At 67.5% G+C, this 20730-nt stretch carries 19 protein-coding genes; 9 read left to right on the top strand and 10 right to left on the bottom strand.

The genetic code is table 11. The annotated features are described in order from the left end of the window. Positions 1-154 precede the first annotated feature (154 nt). The 6 genes from QZ753_RS17445 to QZ753_RS17470 all read left to right on the top strand — a co-directional run bounded on the left by QZ753_RS17445 (position 155) and on the right by QZ753_RS17470 (position 6806). Positions 155-1939: a type I secretion system permease/ATPase gene (locus QZ753_RS17445; RefSeq protein WP_294645463.1), complete on the top strand. Its 1785-nt coding sequence runs from the start codon at positions 155-157 to the stop codon at positions 1937-1939. Then, on the top strand, positions 1936-3246 hold the full coding sequence (locus QZ753_RS17450) for an HlyD family type I secretion periplasmic adaptor subunit (RefSeq protein WP_294645465.1): 1311 nt from the start codon (positions 1936-1938) through the stop codon (positions 3244-3246). The genes QZ753_RS17445 and QZ753_RS17450 overlap by 4 nt, the downstream gene beginning before the upstream one ends. A gap of 213 nt (positions 3247-3459) precedes the next feature. Continuing rightward, on the top strand, positions 3460-4665 hold the full coding sequence (locus tag QZ753_RS17455) for a polysaccharide biosynthesis/export family protein (RefSeq protein ID WP_294645466.1): 1206 nt from the start codon (positions 3460-3462) through the stop codon (positions 4663-4665). Between the two features lie 235 nt (positions 4666-4900). Beyond that, on the top strand, positions 4901-5710 hold the full coding sequence (locus QZ753_RS17460; protein ID WP_294645467.1) for a metallophosphoesterase family protein: 810 nt from the start codon (positions 4901-4903) through the stop codon (positions 5708-5710). A gap of 78 nt (positions 5711-5788) precedes the next feature. Then, entirely contained in the window at positions 5789-6073 is a 285-nt protein-coding gene (locus QZ753_RS17465; protein WP_294645469.1) for a hypothetical protein, read from the top strand. A 199-nt stretch (positions 6074-6272) separates the two neighbouring features. Then, complete coding sequence (locus QZ753_RS17470) at positions 6273-6806, top strand: transglutaminase-like cysteine peptidase (RefSeq protein WP_294645471.1); 534 nt, start codon at positions 6273-6275, stop codon at positions 6804-6806. A gap of 224 nt (positions 6807-7030) precedes the next feature. On the opposite strand, the gene QZ753_RS17475 is transcribed toward QZ753_RS17470, so the two are convergent. Next, on the bottom strand, positions 7031-8089 hold the full coding sequence (locus QZ753_RS17475; protein ID WP_294645473.1) for a hypothetical protein: 1059 nt from the start codon (positions 8087-8089) through the stop codon (positions 7031-7033). 408 nt (positions 8090-8497) lie between these two features. Between QZ753_RS17475 and QZ753_RS17480 the strand changes: the two genes are divergently transcribed. After that, a complete protein-coding gene (locus QZ753_RS17480) occupies positions 8498-9349 on the top strand; it encodes an N-acetylmuramic acid 6-phosphate etherase (RefSeq protein ID WP_294645474.1) in 852 nt (283 codons plus the stop codon). A 5-nt stretch (positions 9350-9354) separates the two neighbouring features. Here QZ753_RS17480 and QZ753_RS17485 read toward each other — a convergent pair whose 3' ends face one another. After that, entirely contained in the window at positions 9355-10644 is a 1290-nt protein-coding gene (locus QZ753_RS17485; protein WP_294645476.1) for a GNAT family N-acetyltransferase, read from the bottom strand. A gap of 136 nt (positions 10645-10780) precedes the next feature. Continuing rightward, entirely contained in the window at positions 10781-11329 is a 549-nt protein-coding gene (locus QZ753_RS17490; RefSeq protein WP_294645477.1) for a DUF924 family protein, read from the bottom strand. 29 nt (positions 11330-11358) lie between these two features. Between QZ753_RS17490 and QZ753_RS17495 the strand changes: the two genes are divergently transcribed. Further along, a complete protein-coding gene (locus QZ753_RS17495) occupies positions 11359-11646 on the top strand; it encodes a sulfurtransferase TusA family protein (RefSeq protein WP_367171525.1) in 288 nt (95 codons plus the stop codon). Here the strand turns inward: QZ753_RS17495 and QZ753_RS17500 are convergent. Beyond that, positions 11643-12770, bottom strand: a complete 1128-nt coding sequence (locus QZ753_RS17500) for a GTP-binding protein (protein WP_294645479.1) — start codon at positions 12768-12770, stop codon at positions 11643-11645. The genes QZ753_RS17495 and QZ753_RS17500 overlap by 4 nt on opposite strands. After that, a complete protein-coding gene (locus tag QZ753_RS17505) occupies positions 12767-13993 on the bottom strand; it encodes a D-alanyl-D-alanine carboxypeptidase family protein (protein ID WP_294645481.1) in 1227 nt (408 codons plus the stop codon). Before QZ753_RS17505 ends, QZ753_RS17500 begins: the two co-directional genes overlap by 4 nt. Before the next feature lie 135 nt (positions 13994-14128). Here QZ753_RS17505 and QZ753_RS17510 point away from each other — a divergent pair, with 135 nt between their 5' ends. Next, positions 14129-15295 (top strand): M20 aminoacylase family protein, encoded by a 1167-nt coding sequence (locus tag QZ753_RS17510; RefSeq protein ID WP_294645483.1) that lies wholly within the window; start codon positions 14129-14131, stop codon positions 15293-15295. Between the two features lie 18 nt (positions 15296-15313). Here the strand turns inward: QZ753_RS17510 and QZ753_RS17515 are convergent, their stop codons facing one another. The 5 genes from QZ753_RS17515 to QZ753_RS17535 all read right to left on the bottom strand — a co-directional run. Beyond that, positions 15314-15685 (bottom strand): helix-turn-helix transcriptional regulator, encoded by a 372-nt coding sequence (locus QZ753_RS17515; RefSeq protein WP_294645499.1) that lies wholly within the window; start codon positions 15683-15685, stop codon positions 15314-15316. A 165-nt stretch (positions 15686-15850) separates the two neighbouring features. Beyond that, positions 15851-17191, bottom strand: coding sequence for an O-antigen ligase (locus tag QZ753_RS17520; protein WP_294645485.1), 1341 nt, complete (start codon positions 17189-17191; stop codon positions 15851-15853). Positions 17192-17260: 69 nt separating this feature from the next. Beyond that, complete coding sequence (locus QZ753_RS17525; RefSeq protein ID WP_294645487.1) at positions 17261-17479, bottom strand: hypothetical protein; 219 nt, start codon at positions 17477-17479, stop codon at positions 17261-17263. Between the two features lie 73 nt (positions 17480-17552). Beyond that, positions 17553-17807, bottom strand: a complete 255-nt coding sequence (locus QZ753_RS17530; RefSeq protein WP_294645489.1) for a hypothetical protein — start codon at positions 17805-17807, stop codon at positions 17553-17555. A gap of 169 nt (positions 17808-17976) precedes the next feature. Continuing rightward, positions 17977-20730: indolepyruvate ferredoxin oxidoreductase family protein (locus QZ753_RS17535; protein WP_294645490.1), on the bottom strand; the 2754-nt coding region annotated here is incomplete at its 5' end.

The raw sequence follows: 20730 nt of genomic DNA on the forward strand, positions 1-20730 counted from the left end.
GGACGGGCCGGGTCACGCCGGGCCGACGAGTGACTCCGATGTCGACGATCGGCTTGGGTTCATTCGGGAAATCGAAAGCGTGGCCGGTGTAGGGTCGAATGGTTCGCGGCGGTTCCGATCGAGGGAACGGCGGGCTTCGAACGAGGTAGGGCGCATGACGGAAGCATTCGGAACCACGCGGCGTCTCGGCCCCGAGCGCGAGCTCTTCAAGGCGGTCGCTGCCTGCCGCGGCGCCTTCATCGGCATCGCGATCCTCAGCCTCGTCCTGAACATCCTCTTCCTGACCGGCTCCTTCTACATGCTGGAGGTCTACGACCGCGTGCTGCCGAGCGGCAGCGTGCCGACCCTCGTCGGTCTCGCGATCATCGTCACCGCCCTCTACCTCTTCCAGGGCGTCATCGACATCATCCGCGGCCGTCTTCTCGCCCGCGTCGGCACGGCGGTCGACGCCCGGATCAACGAGCGAACCCTTCAGGCGATCACGCGGCTGCCACTTCTCACGTCGGGCATCGACAGCACCCAGCCGGCGCGCGATCTCGACACGATCCGCGGGTTTCTCGCGAGCCCCGGCCCGACGGCCGTGTTCGATCTGCCCTGGATCCCGTTCTATCTCGTGATCTGCTTCGCCTTCCATCCGGCGATCGGCTGGGCGGCCACGATCGGCGGCCTCGTTCTCGTCGCGATCGCACTCTGCACCGAAATCTTCTCGCGCAAGCTGGTCGAGAACACCTATGTCCTCGGCCGCCAGCGCAACACCCTGTCCGAGACGTTCCGGCGCAATGCCGAGGTGCTGCGCGCCATGGGCATGGAGGCGCGGCTCGGACAGACCTGGACCGGCATCAACGACCAGCTGGCGACCGCGCAGCAGAAGAGCGCCGACCTGACCGCCGGACTCGGCGCGATCTCCAAGGTCACGCGCATGATGCTCCAGTCCGCCGTCCTCACCGTCGGCGCCTACCTCGTGATCAACGGTCTGGCGACAGGCGGCATCATCATCGCGAGCTCGATCCTCAGCGCGCGGGCCCTCGCGCCGATCGAACTCGCCATCGGCCAGTGGCGCTCCTTCATTTCGGCCCGCACGAGCTGGCAGCGCCTGTCGAACATCCTCTCGCACATCCCGGTGCCGGCCGAACCCCTCGACCTTCCCGCCCCGACCCGCCAGCTGTCGGTGGAAAACCTCACCGTCGCACCGCCGGCGAGCCGCATGCCGATCGTGCGCGATGCGAGCTTCCGGGCGCGGGCCGGCGACGGCATCGGCATCATCGGGCAGAGCGCGTCCGGCAAGTCGAGCCTCGTTCGGGCGATCGTCGGCGCCTGGACGCCGCTGCACGGCGCCATCCGCCTCGACGGCGCCTCGATCGATCAGTGGTCGCCGGACCGCCTCGGCGTCCATATCGGCTATTTGCCCCAGGAGCTGCAGCTCTTTCCCGGCACCGTCGCGCAGAACATCGCCCGTTTCGACGCGACCGCGACCTCCGACGAGATCATCGAGGCGGCAACCGCCGCCGGCGTCCACGAGATGATCGTCCGCCTGCCCGACGGCTACGAGACGACCACGGGCGAGAACGGCCTCGGTCTCTCCGTCGGCCAGCGCCAGCGGATCGGGCTCGCCCGCGCCCTGTTCCGCAAGCCCTTCCTCGTCATCCTCGACGAGCCGAACTCGAACCTCGATGCCGAGGGCGAGGCCGCCCTCACCAACGCGCTGGCCGGCGTGCGGCTGCGCGGCGGCATCGTGATCGTCGTCGCGCATCGTCCGAGCGCACTCGTCGCGATGAACCTTGTCCTGATGATGGCGAACGGGCGCATCCAGGCGTTCGGCGACAAGGACGACATCCTGGGCCGCGTCCTCTCGCCCGTGCCGGCCGCGCCCGCGGTCGCCGACGAGCGGCCGGCGGCCCAGCAGCAGATCCGGCAGAACCCGCAGGCGGAGTCCGCATGAGCCAGCTCCTTTCCCAGACCACCCAGCGTTCGATCCGGCGCCACCTGACGGTCGGCATCGCCCTTGTGGCGCTGCTCGGCGGCGTCGTGGGCGGCTGGGCCGCCAACGTTTCCCTGTCGGGCGCGGTGATCGCGCACGGGACGCTCGTCGTCGATACCGCGATCAAGCAGGCTCAGCATCCGCTCGGCGGCGTCGTCGAGACACTGGCGGTGCGCGAGGGCGACCAGGTCTCCGCCGGCCAGCTCCTCGTGCGCCTCGACGCGACGCAGGCCCGCACGACCCTCCAGATCGTCGTCAAGCGCCTCGACGAGGCGCTCGCCCGCAAGGCCCGCGCCGAGGCCGAACAGGCCTCGCGCCCGACCATCACGGTGCCGCCGGAGCTTGCCGACCGCCGCGACACGCCCGACGTACGGGAAGCGCTGGCGGGCGAGGAGACGATGTTCGAACTTCGCCGCGCCGCGCGCGAAGGCCAGCAGACCCAGTTGCGCGGACGGATCGACGAGCTCGAGGGGACCATCGCCGGCCTCACCGAGCAGGTCGCCTCCAAGGACGACCAGCTGAACCTTATCGACGAGGAACTCGGCAACGTCGTCTCCCTCGTGCAGAAGAAGCTCGTCACCGCGACCCGCGCGACGACGCTGAAGCGCGAGCGCGCCGAGACGCTCGGCGAGCGGGGCCAGCTGACCACCACGATCGCCGAGGCGAAGGGCAAGATCGCCGCCGCCAAGCTGCAGATCACGCAGGTCGATCACGACGCGCGCGAGACCGCCTCGCGCGAGATTCAGGAAGCCCGTGCGCAAATCGCCGAATACGTCGAGCGCAAGACCGCGGCCGAGGACGAGCTTCGCCGCATCGAGATCCGCGCGCCCCAGAGCGGTGTCGTGCACAAGCTGATGGTCCACACGGTCGGCGGCGTCATCCGACCCGGCGAGACGATCATGGACATCGTGCCGCTCGAGGAGAAGCTCAGCGTCGAGATCCAGGTCCTGCCGAAGGACATCAACGACGTCCATGTCGGGCAGAGCGCCAAGCTGCGGTTCTCCGGGATCAACCAGCGCACCACACCCGAGATCAGCGGCACCGTGACGCGTGTCGCCGCCGATGTCGCGGAGGACAGGCGGACGGGGCTTCCCTACTACTCCGCGCGGATCGAGGTCACGCCGGAGGAGATGGCCAAGCTCACCGGCCTGCGCCCCGTGCCGGGCATGCCGGTCGAGGCCTTCATCCAGACCGGCGAGCGCACGGCGCTCTCCTATTTCGTCCAGCCGCTGTCCGATCAGGTGTCGCGCGCCTTCCGCGAACGCTGAAGCAGGGCCCCGATCTTGCCCCCCGCGCTCGTCCGCGAGCGCGGGGAAGCGACTCACCGGAAGCCTGGTTCTACCTGCGGGCGCTTCAAGTGTCGCGCAAATGCAACCGTCAGAGATTCTACGGTCATTAACCTTCCTTCTCTATAGGATGTCGCGCCGCGCCGATTTATGGTTCGCAGCCCAAGGCCTCGTGTCCGCGGATAGGTGTTCGATTTGTATAGATCCAAGACGATCGGTCTGACATTCAGCCTCATGGGCGCCTTCGCATCCGCCGGCTGCACGACCCTGCCCCGCTCGGGACCGGACGACCAGCGCATCCGCGACGAGGCGACGATCTACTTCGCCGCCGACAAGAAGAAGCCGCTGACCGACTACGTCCTGGTGGATCTGACGGAAACGGTCCTCGGTTATTTCCCGATGCACGCGCAGAGCCTCTCGAAGGGCTTCGGTCCAAGCCGCCGCGGCGCGCCTGAACTGCCGCTCGGCAAGGGCGACACGATCCAAATCACCCTGTTCGAATCGTCGGCAGGCGGTCTCTTCATTCCGGCCGAAGCCGGCAGCCGGCCCGGCAACTTCATCACGCTGCCGCCGCAGACCATCGACACGACCGGGCGCATCTCGGTGCCCTATGCCGGCACGATCACCGTCTCCGGCCGCACGCCGGGCCAGGTGCAGGCCGAGATCGAGGACCGCCTATCCAACCGGGCGATCGAGCCGCAGGCGATCATCAACCTCATCGAGAAGCGCTCGAGCCAGGTGTCCGTCCTCGGCGACGTGAACGCGGCCGCGCGGGTCAGCCTCAGCGATGCCGGCGAGCGCGTTCTCGACGTCATCTCGCGCGCGGGCGGCATCAGCGCGCCGGCCGAGGAGACCAGCGTCACGCTGCAGCGCGGTGGAACGTCGGCGACCGTGCCGTTCAACCAGCTCGTCACCTCGCCCAGCGACAACATCTTCGTCTACCCGAACGACACGATCTACGTGAACCGCGAGCGCCGGACGTATCTCGCCTTCGGCGCGTCGGGCCTCAACGGGTCGATCGACTTCGAGGATGCCAACCTCAGCTGGGCGGAGGGCGTCGGAAAGGCGGGCGGTCTCCTCGATTCGCGCGCCGACCCCGGCCAGGTCTTCCTCTACCGCATGGTCGATGCCGAGACGCTCACCCGCATGGGCTTCCCGGTCGCCGGCAAGACCGGCGTGACCTTCCCGGTGATCTTCCGCGCGAACCTGCGCGATCCGTCGATGCTGTTCCTCGCTCAGCAGTTCCCGATGAAGGACAAGGACATCATCTACGTGTCGAACTCCGACTCGGTCGAGGTGGTGAAGTTCCTGGACATCATCAACGCCGCCACCAGCGGCGTCAGCGGACCGCTCGTGGACGCCGCATCCGTGCGGACCTCGACCCGGCTGATCACGCGCTGATCCCGGGCCGCCGGGCACTGGGGTGCCCGGCCTTCCCTCTCCGCCTGCCGGTCGGCGATCGCGCCGAAGCGCGTCCTGCCGGATCGGCCGGGCGGGCAACTTTGCCGCGGGCGGGGAACCCGTCGCATCGTCCGACCTTTCAGCATGGCATGGGTGTCTCGAATCGGTTCGGTGAGCCGGCCGGACGCTGACGGAAGGCGCCCACCATCAGCGCTGGATCGGGATCGTTTGCGGCATGGGGCTCGGCTCCTTCACACAGATGCTGAAAGACCGCCTGCCGCGCCGGGCGCCGCGCCTCGCCGGCACCGGGCGGGCGCCGCGCCGTCGCCTCGACATCGCCGTCGACCCCATCGTCACCTATGCGATCGGGGACATCCACGGCTGCATCGACAAGTTGCGGCGGCTCGAACGGCGGATCGTCGACGACGCGGCCGCGATCGAACGCTCCAAGCTTCTCGTCTTTCTCGGCGACTATCTCGATCGCGGCACCGGCTCGGCGGCGGTGATCGAGCACCTGATGGCGCCGCCCCCGGAGGGCTTCAGCCGGATCTGCCTGTGCGGCAATCACGAGGAAGCGCTGATCGACGTCCTCGACGGCCGGCGGACGCTCGACGACTGGCTGCGTCTCGGCGGCGAGCGCACCTTGATGTCCTACGGCTACGACGTCGCCTACATGGCCAAACGTCGGCGCACGGAGGGCGATGCGGCGGCCATCGTCGAGGCGCTGCCGGCCTCGCATATCGAGTTCCTGCGCCAGTTGCCGGTGACGCTGTCGACGCCGTCCTATCTCTTCGTCCACGCCGGCGTCCGCCCCGGGATCGAGCTTTCGCAGCAGCGCGACGAGGACCTATTGTGGATACGCGAGCCCTTCCTGTCGCGCGGGCCGGGCATCCCGGGCCGCCTCGTCGTGCACGGTCATACCCCCGCGGCAGCCCCCATCGTGCAGGATCAACGCGTCGGCGTGGATACGGGCGCCTATGCCGGCGGTCCGCTGACCGCCGTTCGCCTGGCCGACGCGACCGTCACCTTTCTCGACGATCGCTGAGGCGATACGATGAGCAGGCGGATCTCGTCGGCACTACATGAAAGTCACGACGAGCGCATCGCAGGGAGAGCACCCAGCATGAGATATGATCTTCTGGCGCTGTGCCTGATCCTTTCGGCCGGCAGCGCCTTGGCGCAGGAGCCGGCCAACGAGTCGCGGCGCTCTTGGGATCAGTTGCGTCAGGACCGCAGCCGAAACCTCCCGGTCCTCGGCGGTCAGTCGCGCGATGCGCGCGAACTCGATCAGTTGCTGCGCCTGCGCGAGCGGAGCCTGGAGCGCTCGCAGCGCCTGCGTCAGCCGAGCCAATCGTCGCGTCCGGCCAATGCGAACAATTCTCGTAAAAATACAGTCGTCACGCAATAATCGACGGAGACGCGGGTCTTTCGATCCCTGTTTCGTTGCTTTCTTGAAGCAAGTCTGCCTTCCTTAAAAATCGAACAGGTCTCGCAACGAGATATCCGAAAACTTCCTGTCTTCTAGTGTCAATCAGGACGTGGAGACAGACATGCCCGTTGCGAAGACTTTATCGACAATTCTATCGACCGCTGCGTTCGGCTGCCTGTTGCTTTCGACCGCCGATGCCGGCAGCCTCGCCCCGTTGCGCCAGGAAGGCGCCTGGCCGCAGGCCCGGTTGCAGGAGGGCAGCAACACGCGCGCGCCCTTCGCCTTCATTCGATACTGCGTCGCAAGCCCCTATGCCTGCCGCGTCGGTGAGGTCCGCACCGTGGAGTGGACGCCTGAGGTGCGGGCGCTGGTCGCGCAGGTCAACGCCAGCGTCAACCGCTCCATCCGCCCCGTCAACGACCGCGGGACCGACACCTGGCAGGCGAACGTCGCGGCGGGCGACTGCGAGGAATTCGCGCTGACGAAGCGCGAGCGGCTTCTGAAGCTCGGGCTGCCGGCCTCCGCGCTTCGCATGGCCGTAGCCTCGACGGCCGAGGGTGAGGGTCACGCGGTGCTGGTCGTCAGCACGCCGTCCGGCGACTTCGTCCTCGACAACCGGCACGACCGCATCGCGCTGTGGCACGACACCGATCTCACCTTCCACAAGATCGCCTCGTCGCAGGACCCGCGGCTGTGGCACCGGCTGGTCTGACGCCTCCCGGTCGTTCCGGAGGGGAAAAGCCTCCCGTCTCTTCCGCCGACCTTTCCATGCCGATGCTGGGTTCAACCGTCGAGGTGTGACCAGGCTCCCCGAGAACCGGGCTCTGCACCACCGTCGCCGAACCGTGACCGGCCACGCCCTTCCAACCCGCTGAGCACGAAAAAACCGCCGCCCCCAGAGGGGACGGCGGTCTGATCATCGATCGTCCTGGCGGATTAGGCGAGGAGGATGTGGTCGGCGCGCAGGTCGAGGTTGGCGCCGATGAAGGCGATGTCCTGCGAACCACCGGCAGCTTCGCCGTTCGAGTCGTAGGACAGGATGCCGGTCGCCTTGTTGTAAACGAGCTGCGCCTCGGTGCCCATCGCCTTGTTGATCGACAACTCGGTCGGATCCAGCGTGCCGTTGACCGAGGTCAGGCCGGCGAACGCACCCTGCGACTGGTCCAGCTTGATGTAGTCGTCGGAGCCGAAGTCGTAGACGAAGTCCTTGTTGGCCGAACCGGCTTCGGCGAAGAGGAACGTATCCGAACCGCCCTTGCCCCAAAGCGTGTCGTTGCCCGCACCGCCGGCGATGACGTTGTTGCCCTCATTGCCCGTGATCAGGTTCTTCGCCGAGCTGCCGAAACCGTCGATATTGTCGGAACCCGTCATGCGCAGGTTTTCGACGTTAGCGTTCTGCTTCAGGTCGACCGTGACGGACGTCCAGATGGAGTCGTTGCCGCCGTTGGCCTGCTCGCCGACGACGCGCTCGTTGATGTTGTCGAAGACGTAGCCGTCGTTGCCGGCCGAGCCGTTGAACGTGTCGACGCCGCCGCGACCGTCGAGGAAGTCGTTGCCGGCGCTGCCGCTCAGCACGTCGTCGAAGGCGCTCGCCTTGATGATGTAGCGCTCGACCTGCGTCACACCGAGGTTACCGGTAGCGGTGCCGTTGCTGTCGAAGGCGATGTTCGTGCCGCCAGTGGTGGCCGAGATGTCGGCCGAGTTCGTCATGACGATACGCGTGTTGGTCGTCAGCTCGAGGGTGTCGACGCCCGTACCACCGTTGTACAGGTTGCCGAAACCGACGGTATCGACGTCCTTGATGATCAGACGGTCGTCACCGGCAAAGGCATTGAACGACGAAAATTCGAACGTTCCACCGTTGGCGGACGTCTGGAACGTGTCGGCCTGGGGGGTGCCGATCACAACGGCGCTGCTGTAGCCGTTCGTCGTGAGGAGGGTGTCACCCTCGTTCAGGAAATAAACGCCGGAAAGGGTACGATCGAGAGTGGGCATCAGAATCTCCACGGGTGACGCATCGGCAGCACCCTTCGCATAGGAATGTGTTACAGACAATATAGGTTATCGAATTATTATCAACGCGTTGCGGAGTTGACGAGTCATGGTTACCCGCTAGCAAGGTCTCGATCCCGACACTCCTGAATTGTGTCTTTCCCGAGAGGAACGTGATCGCTGCGCAAGGCCCGTTTCGGGAACCAAATCCCGATTTACGCTGCTGAATAGTGGGCTGGCTGCAGTCGGGCCCGTCGACTTCGGACGCCAAGAACGATCGCAATGCTCCTTTGGCAGGATCTCAAACAACTTTTCCGGTTCGCCTGGCCTCGAAGCCCAGGGAGCCCCCCTCCCCGCTTCCCGTCGGAGCATTGAAGGCGAACCCATCGCGGCGATGCGACGTTGGAAGAGATGAGTGAGGCATCAGGCATGGCGGGGTCGGTGGGCATGGAAGAGACGGAGCGCGCCGACGACGCCTTCCGCGATCTGGAGCGGCGCGAGCCGGAGGCTGTCCTCGATGCCCTGCTCGAAGGCCAGCGCCGGGCCCTCGATGCCGTCTCCGAGGCACGGATCGCGATCGCCCGCGCGGCCGAGGACGCCGCAGGGCGTCTCGGCACCGATGGTCGGCTCGTCTATTGCGGGGCCGGAACCTCGGGGCGGATCGGCCTTCTCGACGCGGTCGAACTCGGGCCGACGTTCGACTGGGCGGACGAACGACGCGTGGTTCTCCTGGCGGGTGGCGAGACCAGCCTCTGGCGCGCCCGCGAGGGTGCGGAGGATGACGGCACTGCGGGGCAAGATGCGATGGCAGCTCTCGAGCCGCGATCTTCGGACGTCGTCCTGGGTCTCGCGGCCAGCGGGCGTACGCCCTTTACCATTGCGGCCATCGAGACCGCTCGCAAAGCTGGTGCTCTGACGCTCGGCTTTGCCAACAATCCGGGCGCGCCGCTGCTGTCGGGCAGCGAGCACCCGATCCTCTTGCGCACCGGACCGGAGGTGCTCGCCGGCTCGACGCGGCTTGCGGCAGGGACCGCGCAGAAGGCAGCCCTCAACCTCTTCTCGACGCTCCTGATGATCCGCCTCGGCAAGGTCTTTCGCGGACGGATGGTCGACATGCGTCCGACGAACGCCAAGCTGAAGCAGCGAGCACATCGGATCGTGCAGGACGTCGTCGGGTGTTCGCCCGACGAGGCGGCCCGCGCGCTGGAGGCCGCCGGGGGATCGATCCGGGAGGCGATCCTCGCGCTTGAGGCCGCTCGCTGACGCGATCAGTCTTTGAAAGGAAGGAGGCGCGCGAGGCGTTCGCGCCAGACGCGGCGGCGGTTCAGGCGCCGGCGCGCCGCCTCGACCGCGGCTACCGCGTCGGCGACCGCATCGCTCCGGACGCTGCCGACGCCGATCACGAGCGTTCCGAGCGCGAGCCGATCGCGCCAGAGGCGGTTCATGATCCGATGGTCGGGCACCGTGCAGGAATCGATGAGCGTCACATCGGGATCGGCGACCAGCGTCTCGGTGGCTAGGGCAGCCACGATCGCACCGGGCCCGTACCGCTTCAGGCGCTCGTCGTAGGCGGTCTTCCAGGCAACGGCGCGGTCCCTCGATTTCAGGACGACGAGGCTTGCGGCGGCGTCCGTCCCGACACGCAACGTGAAGACGCGCGCCTCGCCGCGTTCGGCCAAACCGTTGACCGCCTCGCGCGCGAAGGCCGCGCGGTGGCGGTCCATCAGGAGAGCGCTGCGACGCTGCCCCTTCCAGCCCGACGCCTCAAGATGCAGGAAATCCTCCAGCGCCACGCGCACTGCGTCCGGTGTGCTTGCGCATTCGAGCGTAACCGGGCCGATCGAGGAAAGCTGCCGGAGGCGGCGGCGGTGGTCGCGATGGCCCGACGATCCGAGCGCCCGGCGAAGATAGGTCGATGGATCGCCGGCGGTGGCAGGCCGCAGGCACGCGCGCTGGGTTCGATCCGCCCAAGCGAAAGGAAGCTCGGCCTGACGGGCCGCCGCCATGAAGGCTGTGGCGAGTTCCCCGTCCACTGGGAGATCCGGCAGGACGAGGATGGGCGGAAGTCCATGTTCGGCCGCCTCCAAGGCATCGAAGAGGCTGCGAGCCGTGCCGGTCGGATCGTCGCGATCGAGCGGCAGGGCGCCAAGCGGACCGAACGGATGCGTCCAGGCGCGCACCACGGAGCGACGCGACGGCCGCTGGAGGCGCTCCACCGAAAACGGCATGAGGAAGCGCAGGCGGCTACGACGCTCGTCCTCGTCGCGCGCCACCATCAGGCGGACATGGCGCTCGTCGAGACGCGGCATAGCGGGCGCGAGGAAGCGCGGCGTGAAGAAGACGTTGGGCTCGATCACCCGGCCTGCGAGATGCTCGAGTTCCTCGACGAGGCTGAAGACGGCATGGGGATCGTAGATCGCGATCCGCCGGACGTCCTCGCTGGCTTGAGCGGCCGCCGATCCATCCAGCGGCGGAGCCTCGAGGTGCTGGTGTATGGGAGTGCCCGGTCCGGCATCGCCGGCCAGATCGGCCGGTTTCGTCAGGGTCAGGTTCGCCACGTTGCTTGCCTCGGTCTGGGGGTGGCGGATGCAAGTCGCCCGCCGGTGTCCTACCCACAGATCTAGAGTTTGCAGCTTAAACGTTGGTGTTCGTCACACAGGGTTTCGCGCCGAAGCGGTGGAAAACAGGGCCGGCTCAACCGGCAAAGCCGCCCTCGTCGAGAAACGCCGTCTCCTCCGGCGAGGTGTCCCGGCCGAGGACCGCATTGCGATGGGGAAACCGGCCGAACCGAGCGACGATGTCGCGATGCTCCACCGCGAAGGGCACGTTCTCCTCGCCGATCTCCTTCATCCAGCGCACGCATTCGTCCTGATCGGCGAGATTCTCCGAATGCATCAGCGGCATGGCGAAGAACTGGTTGATGTCCTCGCCGACGTGCCACTGATCGCCGCGGGCGAGCGCGGCCTTGGCGATACGAAGCGCCTTCTCGTCGGTCGCGAAGGCTTCCGGGCGGCTGCGGAACATGTTGCGCGGGAACTGGTCGAGCAGGATCACCAGGGCGAGCGCCCCGTTCGGCTCCTCGGCCCAGTCGTCGAGTTCGCCGAGGGCCGCACGCTCGTAGACGTCGCCGAACCGATGCGTGATGGTCTCGTCCAGCTCGTCGTCCTTGACGAACCACCGCTCCGGGCCGAGATCGCGCCAGAAGTCGACGATGGTCTGGGGATCGATCGAGTAGTCGCTCATGAAACCGTTCGGCCGTTGGAGGAGATCAGTTGGCGGAGCCGGAAGATAGGACGGCGGGGCTGTCTGCAAAAGGGCGAAACCCGACCGGCAGGCTCGACCTTCGCGGATTGAAATGTCCGCTGCCGGCCCTGCGGACCGAGAAGGCGCTCGCCGGCGCTCCAGCGGCCGTTGATCTCGTCGTGCTCGCCGACGACCCACTCGCCCGGCTCGACATCGCACATGTCTGCCGCAAGGGTGGCCATGCCCTCATCGCTGCCGAGCCGCTCGAGACCGGCGGATGGGCGTTTCGGATCCGGACCGGATCGACGGATCGCTAGAAGCCGCGCGACGACAGGCTGAGCGGATTGTCGACGAGGGCGGCGCGATCCGGCGCGTCGATGCGCGGCGCGCGGGCGAAGGCGGCGAAGAGGTCTTGGATCACGCGCTCGTCGAGCCCCTCGCCGATCAGCACGAAGGCGGTGCGTGGCGCCTCGCCCTCCGGCCAGGTCGCCAAGCGGACGGGCGGATGGAGATAGGTCCGCACGCCGTGAAGGACCAGCGGACGACCCGGCGTCTCGTCGGTCCAGACCACGGCCTTGAGGCGCAGGAGCCCCGCACCGAACCGCGTCAACACGAGATCGAGAAACCCCTCGGCATCGGCCTCCGTCATCGGCACGTCGTGCGTCAGCGACAGGGAGCGGATCCCGCCGTGCGCGGATCCGTGATCGCCGTGCGAGTGGTCGTGGCCGCAATGGGGATCGTGGCAGGCGTCCGCATTGAGGGTCCTCGTCTCCTCTCCCAGCCAGCGCGCCACGTCGGCGCGCCGCGTCGCGGGGTCGACGAGGCCGCAACCGAAGAGCTCACCCGGGCCCGCGTCGCCGACTGTGACGAGCGGCGCGCGCGCGTTGAGGTGGCGGAGGGAATGCCGGAGCGCCCCGGTCTCGGGCGCAAGATCGGTCTTCGTCAGGACGAGGCGATCGGCGCAGGCGACCTGCCGCCGCGCTTCCGGCCGCTCGGCAAGCGATGCCGCCCCGCTCAGCGCGTCGACCAGCGTCACGACGCCGTCGAGCGCGAAATGCTGGACGAGGACGGGGTGACCCATCAGGGAGGCGAGGATCGGCGTCGGATCGGCAAGCCCGGTGGTCTCGATCACGACGCGGCGGATCGCCCCGAGGCGACCGGTCTGCACGCGGTCCACGAGATCGGCGAGCGTATCGACGAGATCGCCGCGCACCGTGCAGCAGATGCAGCCGTCGGACAGCTCGACGATCCCCTCGCCCGAGGATTCCACGAGAAGGTGGTCGAGGCCGACCGCCCCGAACTCGTTGACGATCACGACGGTGTCGCGGAGCGCCGGATCGCGCAGGAGGCGGTTGAGAAGGGTCGTCTTGCCGCTGCCGAGAAACCCCGTCAGTACGGTGACGGGGACGGGACCTGGCAGGGCGCCGGGCTGCGCGATCATTCTGCGCCCGTAGTGGCCGTCTCGGTTCCTTCGGCGGCAGCCGCAGCCGGCGAGGCGGGATGCTCCGCACCGGCGTCGGAGCCGACCGGCAACTCGCCCTCGAAGCCTGGCTCGCCGGGGCGCGCCGGCCGCCACGTCGGGACCGGGATGCCGTAGGCTGCAATCACGCGCGTGCCGGCCTCGACGCCGGGCGCCGCGGCAGCGCTGCCGAGGTCCACCGGAAAGGCGACGGCCGGCCGCTGGAGATCGGTCATGTAGGGCGAGCCGAACGTGTCCTCGCGCTTGTCCTCTTCCTGCCGCTCGTTCGCGCGGGCCGTACGTCCCTTCGGCGAGCAGATCTCCGCGCTGATGTCGGCAGGCGGGCCGCTCGACGCGGGCAGATCCGCCACCGTGTCGCGGATCGAACGTGGATTGGTGTTGAAGCCGTTCTCGAGGATTTCGGCGGCGGTGCGCTCGCGAACGATCGGCCCCTCGGCGCCAAGCACCACGGCGATCAAGGTTCGATTGTCGCGCGTGGCGGAGGCGACGAGATTGAAGCCCGCGGCGCAGATATACCCGGTCTTCATGCCGTCGGCGCCGTTGTAGCGACCGAGAAGCCCGTTGTGGTTCTTCATCGTCCCCTTGCCGACGGCGATCGCCTCGGTGGCGAAGTAGTTGCTGAACTCGGGGAACTCCTTGCGCAGCGCGACGCCGAGGATCGCCAGATCCTTGGCGCTGGAATACTGGCCGGGCGCCGGCAGGCCGTTCGGATTGACGAAATGCGTGTCCTTCATGCCGAGCGCGGCCGCCTCGGCGTTCATCCGCTCGACAAAGGTCTCCATCGACCCTTTGCCGATTGTCTGCCCGATCGCGTAGGTCACGTCGTTGGCCGACTTCACCAGCATCATGCGCAACGCCATGTCGAGGCGCATGACCGAACCGGCGGGATAGGCCATCTTGGAGGGCGGCTCGGCGGCGGCCGCGCGCGACATGACGACCGGCGTGTCGAGCGAGACCTCCTGCGACTTCAGAGCCTTCAGCGCGACGTAGGTCGTCATCAACTTGGTGGTCGAGGCCGGATACCAGCGCTGCGTGGCGTTGTTCTCCGACAGGACCTTGCCGGTCGCCACGTCCACCACGATCGTGTTCATGGCCTCGGCCGGCCCCGCCACGAGACCCGCACTACCCATCCCTACGAGAACGGCAAGCGCGCGGATCGACGGCAGCGGACGGATGATTGTCATGGGACCCTTCTCGCGGAAGCGCGAAGACGCTTTGCGTTCTCTTCGCACCTGCGTTCATATCATGGCAAGGTGATTCCAGCCCGCCTTCTGGCAGGCGAATTCCGCCTTTTGATGGCGCGAGACCGAAAGATATCGATGCTCCTCGTTCCCGAGATCGCGGCAGGCGCCGCCGACATCACAGAATGGCGCCGGACGCTCCATGCGATGCCGGAAATCCTCTACGACCTGCCCGAGACGGCAGCGTTCGTCGCCGGGAAGCTCCGGGACTTCGGCTGCGACGAGGTGGTGACCGGCATCGGCCGGACGGGTGTCGTCGGGATCGTCACGGGCCGTCTCGGCGAGGGTGGCCGCACTGTCGCGCTGCGCGCCGACATGGACGCGCTGCCGATCGCGGAAGCGACGCCCCGCCCCTATGCATCGCGCAGACCCGGCGCGATGCATGCCTGCGGTCACGACGGGCACATGGCGATGCTGCTCGGTGCCGCCCGCCACCTCTGCCGCACCCGCGCCTTCCGGGGTCGTGTCGCCTTCGTCTTCCAGCCCGCGGAAGAAGGGGGCGCAGGGGCGCTGGCGATGATCGAGGACGGCCTGATGGAGCGCTTCGGCATCGAGGCGGTCTATGGGATGCACAACCTGCCGGGCCTGCCGGTCGGGCAGATCGCGCTGCGCCCCGGCCCGATCATGGCGGCGACCGACGAGTTCGAGATCGCGATCCGCGGCAAGGCCAGCCATGCCGCGCTTCCCCACGAGGGCGCCGATCCGATCCTGGCGGGCGCGGCGCTGGTGCAGGCGCTGCAGCAGATCTCGGCGCGCAACGTCGACCCCCTGGATTCGCTCGTCCTCTCGGTCACGCGCTTCCATTCCGGTTTCGCGCGCAACATCATCCCGGACGAAGCGCAGGTCTCGGGCACCGTTCGCTCGCTGACGGCAGGGTCGCAGGATCTCGCCGAGCGCCGGATCGAGGCGATCGCGCACGGTGTCGCCGCCGCACACGGCGCGAGCGCCAGCGTCGTCTACAAGCGGAATTATCCGGTGACGGTGAACGACGTCCGCGAGGCGGCCTTCTGCGCCGCCGTCGCGGCCGATGTCTGCGGTGCGGATGCGGTCAATGCCGCGGCGCCCCCGCTCATGGCGGCCGAGGACTTTTCCTACATGCTGGAAGCGCGGCCCGGCGCCTTCGTCTTTCTCGGCAACGGGGCGAGTGCCGGGCTTCACAATCCCGGCTACGACTTCGACGATGCCGCGATCCCGTTCGGTTCGTCCTACTGGGTCCGTCTCGTGGAGCGCGCGCTCGCCAACTGAGGCGAGCGCTGGGGGAGTTCAGTTGTCGCGGACGGGCGCCAAGGCGTCGATCAGAAGACGCAGGCGGTGGCGGATTTCGCCGTCCGGGATCCGGCCGAGCGCCAGCGACGACTGCACGACTTCGGGGCTCGGCGTCGCCGCCTCGTCCGTCTCGCCCTGCGAGGTCAGCCCCTCGAAGAAGAAGGTCGGGCTGATCTCGAACAGCTGCGAGATCCGATAGAGCGTCGCCGCGCTGATCCGGTTGCTGCCGGTCTCGTATTTCTGGATCTGCTGGTAGGTCACGCCGATCTGGCGGCCAAGCTCTTCCAGCGACAGGCGCCGGGATGTGCGCACGAGGCGCAGCCGGGCGCCGACATGCACGTCGATCGGATCTCGCTCATTCTTCGTCATGGTCACGAAAATGCACCTGCTACAGGACGAACCGGGAAACGGCCCATCAGGAACTCAACCCAACCTCTTGAGCACTAGATTGTAGCCCACCAACAATCAACACTCTTGCGTACCATTAATACGCAAATCTGTGTTGCGCGAATCCGATAATCGGTCCCGGATCCTTCAGGCGACCGTCCGGCCCTTGGGCAGGAGGTGCAACCCGGCGACGGCGAGCCACGTCGTCATCCAGACAGGATTTCCCCGAGCAAACAAGAAGGATTCGAGAAATGCGTTGAGGAGGGTGAACGCGAGAACCATCAGGAAGAAGTCCGCAACCCGTGTCGCGGCAGGGCCTTGCGACCCGATCCGTACGAAATCGACCAAGGGCAGGATGACGAGGACGACGATCCCGAATCCGAGCCCCGGCCAGCCGAGCGCGATCGCAAGATCGAGATAACCGTTGTGCGCGTTGACGATGCCGCGGGGGTCCCAGCTCGAGCCGAACGGCGGTTCGGCGTGCCTCACCACCGGCGTCGACCAGAAGGCCTCGAACCCCGTGCCGGTCCAGGCCTGGGGTCCCAGCGCGTGGATGGCGAAGCGCCAGAGATCGAGACGTCCGGTGAAGGTGGTCCCCGGCACCGCCCATTGCAGAAGGTCGTAGAGGGCCGGCGACAGGACGGTGCCGAGCGTCATCAGCCCGAAGCCGGCGAAGGCGAAGCCGAGGACGATCACCGGCAGCCGACGCCCGCCGAAGACGCGGCCCCCAAAGATCAGGACGGCGACCAGCGGCAGGAGGCCGAGCGTCGTCTTCGATCCGGTCTTCAGAACGAAGAAGGCCGAAAGCAGCGCGATCGCGACGCCGGTTACCCACTGCCCGCTCCGCACGAGATAAAGCCCGGCGAAGCACAGGGCAGCCATCACCGGTCCTGCGACATTCTTGTGGGAGTAGATGCCGCGCCACAGACCGATATTTGCGGCTTCCAGCGCCTCGTTGTGGATGGCAGCCGAGGGCATCAGCACGATACCTGCATAGGACAGGCCCAGCACCACGAGGGCCGCCGCCGTCAGCGCGAAGCGAAACGCTCGCTCGTCCGGCACGAGGCAGAGCGCACCGGTCATCGCGAGCATCGCGGCCAGCGAGAACACCACGGCGCGGAACGACGCGTCGGGCCAGATCGACTGGGTCGAGGATAGAAGCAGCAACAGCGCCATCACGACCCAGGCGGGACGCAGGAGCCGCAACGCCACCTGGCGGGGCGTGATGGAGAGATGGATCAGGATGGCTGCGAGACCGAGGCCGCCATATCCCAACTGGTTGGTGATGTTTCCAGACCCTGCGGGCCCGACGAACACCGCCTGGTATGGCTCGAAGGTCACGAGGAGCAGCGTCAGGATCAGCGCCGCGAGGGCTGTTCGCAGCGCTCGCCCTTCAGCGGCGTTCCACCACGGCGCGGCATCCGGCGCCGCGCCCACGGCGGCGGCTGGCTGAGAGTGTCCGAGGCGAAGGGTCGAGAGGTGACGCATCACCCGCGATCATCGCCCCGGACGCTGAAAGTCGCGTTAAGGCCCTGCCATACGCTCGATAATCGTGGATCAGGCGGCGCGCCCGGCCGCCTCGGCGCGCTCGATGTCGCCGGGGAGATGGCCGGGTCCCTCCTCGGGATCGGGCTCCACCGGAACGGGCGTGTCTATGGGCTCGCGGATCTCGTCCTGCTCCACCATGGGGTCGGGGGGCTCGCCCATCGGCGGAGGGCTGTCGGGCGGGCCGGGATCGCGGCCCGGCCCGGTCGGAACGTCTTCGATGTTGGACATGGCGTTTCTCCCGCTCGAATTCGACGGAGAACCGCCGGTCCGTTCCGGCGTTCCAAGGCTCGCGAAAACGCGATCAGTTCTGCGGCTTGGCGTCCGTCTCGTCCTCGTCTTCTTCCTCCTCGCCGAAGGGGAAGGACTCGACCATCTGCTCGACGTCCTCGTAAATCTCGTCGAGGAACTCCATGGCGCCGTCGGCGTCCTCGCTGCCCTGCGTGACCAGCATGGCAAGCTGGATCTTCAGGACGTTGGCGACGTCGTCGAGCTCCATGCCCTGGAAGAGGGTCGAGATCTTCTCGGAGATTTCGTCGGTCTGGGCGTCGGTCAGCATGCTGTGCTCTCCTGTGTGCGGGAAGGAGACGAGTGCGGATGCCTCGTGGTTCCCCCGGAATGCGCCCGAGCGGGGCATGCCACCGCAAAGGCGCGTTCCGCGCTTCGTCGCGCCCTTCGCTCCTAGCACGGAACGATGACGGGTGAAGCGTACCCCCTCGTTCCGATCCTCATTCCGCCGCCGTCGGCATCTCCACCTTTTCCATGCCGCGAGTCCCCTCGCCCATCAGGGCAAGGAGCTCGTCGCGGCGGCGCGCCGCCTTCTCCATCGCCTGATGCTTGACGGGGCCGAAGCCGCGGATACCGGCCGGCAGGGACAGGAGCTCCACCGCGACATCTCGGTCGGCCGGGCGTGCGCGCGAAAAGAGCACACGGCAATCCGCCTCGTAATCGGCAATCAGGCGGCGCTCGGCGATCCGCTCGGCATTGCGCGCGAACGGATCGAACAGGGTGCCGCGCAGGCGCTTCAGGCGCGCCAACCCACGCAGGAACGGCAGGATCCAGGGACCGAACGCACGCTTCTTCGGCCGCCCGTTCGCGTCGAGCCCACCAAGGAACGGCGGCGCGAAATGGTAGACGCGCCGACGCACCCCATCGAACTCCTCCTCCAGTCGGCGCTCGAAGCGACCGTCGGTATGAAGTCGGGCGACCTCGTACTCGTCCTTGACGGAAAGGAGCTTGGCGTAGTTCTCGGCGACCGCCCGTTCGATGCGGCCATGCGCCTCAGCCTTGGCATCGGCCTGCCGGGCCCGCTCCACCAGCGCGCGGTACCGCGCGGCGAGCGCGGCGTCCTGATAGTCGGTGAGGAAGCTTGAGCGGTGCTCGACCAGTTCGTCCGTGGACATCTCACCGAGCGTTCTCGTCGTATCACGCTGGCCGATGATCCCCGCCATGTCGTCCGGTCTTGCGGCGGCGAAGCGCCCCCAGGCGAAGGCGTCGATATTGGCCTTTACGGCCACGCCGTTGAGCTCGATCGCCTGCCGGAGACTGTCGAGCGTGACCGGCACCAGCCCTTTCTGCCAGGCATAGCCGAGCATCATGATGTTGGTGGCGATGGCGTCCCCGCTCACCGTCTCGGCAAGTTCCGTGAAGTTGACGAAATCGGCGCCGTCCCCGACCGACTTTCGGATCGCGCCTGCGACGAGCGTGCGCCGGAAATCGAAGTCGGGATCGCGCACGAACTGGGCGACCGGCGTCAGATGGGTGTTGACGACGGCGCGGGTACGCTCGCGCGACAGGAGACCGGCCGCATCCTTCGAGGTCGCGACCACGTCGTCGGCCGCGATGAGGACATCCGCCGAGCCCGAGACGATCCGGGGGCAGGTGACGTCTTCGGCACGCCGCCCGATGCGGACATGGCTGAGAACCGCGCCGCCCTTCTGTGCCAGTCCCGCCATGTCGAGAAGCATCGGCGCGTTGCCGTCGAGATGGGCGGCCATACCGAGCACCGCGCCGATCGTCAGGACGCCGGTGCCGCCGACGCCGGTGATCGCGATGTTGCAGGGCTCGGCGAGATCAGGAAGGACGGGGTCGGGGATACCGGCCAGATCCGGAGCCGCCCGCGCCGCGCGCGTCTTCGGCTTCGCCCCCTCCAGCGTGACGAAGGACGGGCAGAACCCCTTCAGGCAGGACGTGTCCTTGTTGCAGGTCGACTGGTTGATCTGCCGCTTGCGGCCCCATTCGGTTTCCAGCGGCTCGACCGAGAGGCAGTTCGACTGCACCGAACAGTCGCCACAGCCCTCGCAGACCGCCGGGTTAATGGCGATGCGCAGGTCCGGATCGGGCAGGAGGCCGCGCTTGCGACGGCGGCGCTTCTCCGACGCGCAGGTCTGATCGTAGACGATCGCCGAGACGCCCGGTACGTCGCGCAGCGCCAGCATCGCCGCCTCGACGTCGTCGCGGTGGCGGATCTCGGTCCCCGGTGCCAGTTGCGAGGCGTGGTAGCGCTCGGGAAATTCCGAGACCAGCCAGATCGGTGCAACGCCCTCGCGATGTAGCTGATGCGTGATCTTGGCGGGATCGAGCGGACCGTCGACCGTCTGACCGCCGGTCATCGCGACGGCATCGTTGTAGAGGATCTTGTAGGTGGCGTTGACGCCAGCGGCGACCGCCTGGCGGATCGCCAGCTGGCCGGAATGGAAGTAGGTCCCGTCGCCGAGGTTGACGAAGACATGCCGCTCGTCGGTGAAGGGCGCCGTGCCCACCCAGGCGACACCTTCGCCGCCCATCTGGCTGAACGTCTCGGTGCGGCGCCCCATCCAGGTGACCATGAAATGGCAGCCGATGCCCGCAAGCCCGCGCGAGCCTTCCGGCACCTTGGTGGACGAGTTGTGCGGGCAGCCCGAACAGTAGAAGGGCGGGCGCGCGATCGGCGGCTCCAGCTGCCCGGCAGCCTCTCCGCGCTGCCGGAAATGGCGCACACGCGCCTCGATGAAGGTGCGATGCGCCTTGTCGAGATCGCTCAAGGCGAGGATGCGCTCACCGATCACCACCGCGGCCGTCGCCACTGTCAGCTCGCGCGCCAGCGACAGGACGGGACGGTCGTTATGGTCGAACTTGCCGATGATGCGCGGGCGAACGTCCGCGCGCCAGTTGAAGAGCTGCTGTTTGATCTGGTTTTCGATGATCTCGCGGCGCTCCTCGACGACGAGGATTTCCTCCAGACCGACCGAGAACTCGCGCACCCCCTCCGGCTCCAGCGGCCAGGGCATGCCCACCTTGTAGAGGCGAAGGCCCGCGAGATGCGCCGTGTCCTCGTCGACGCCGAGTTCACGAAGCGCCTGACGCACGTCTTCGTAGGCCTTGCCCGACGCGATGATGCCGAGGCGCGCATTCGGCGAATCGAGCGTCACGCGGTCGACACGGTTGGCGCGCGCGAAGGCGATCGCGGCATAAGCCTTGTAGGTTTGAAGCCGGTTGTCCTG

The sequence above is a fragment of the uncultured Aureimonas sp. genome, from assembly GCF_913775355.1.
Lineage (GTDB): Bacteria > Pseudomonadota > Alphaproteobacteria > Rhizobiales > Rhizobiaceae > Aureimonas.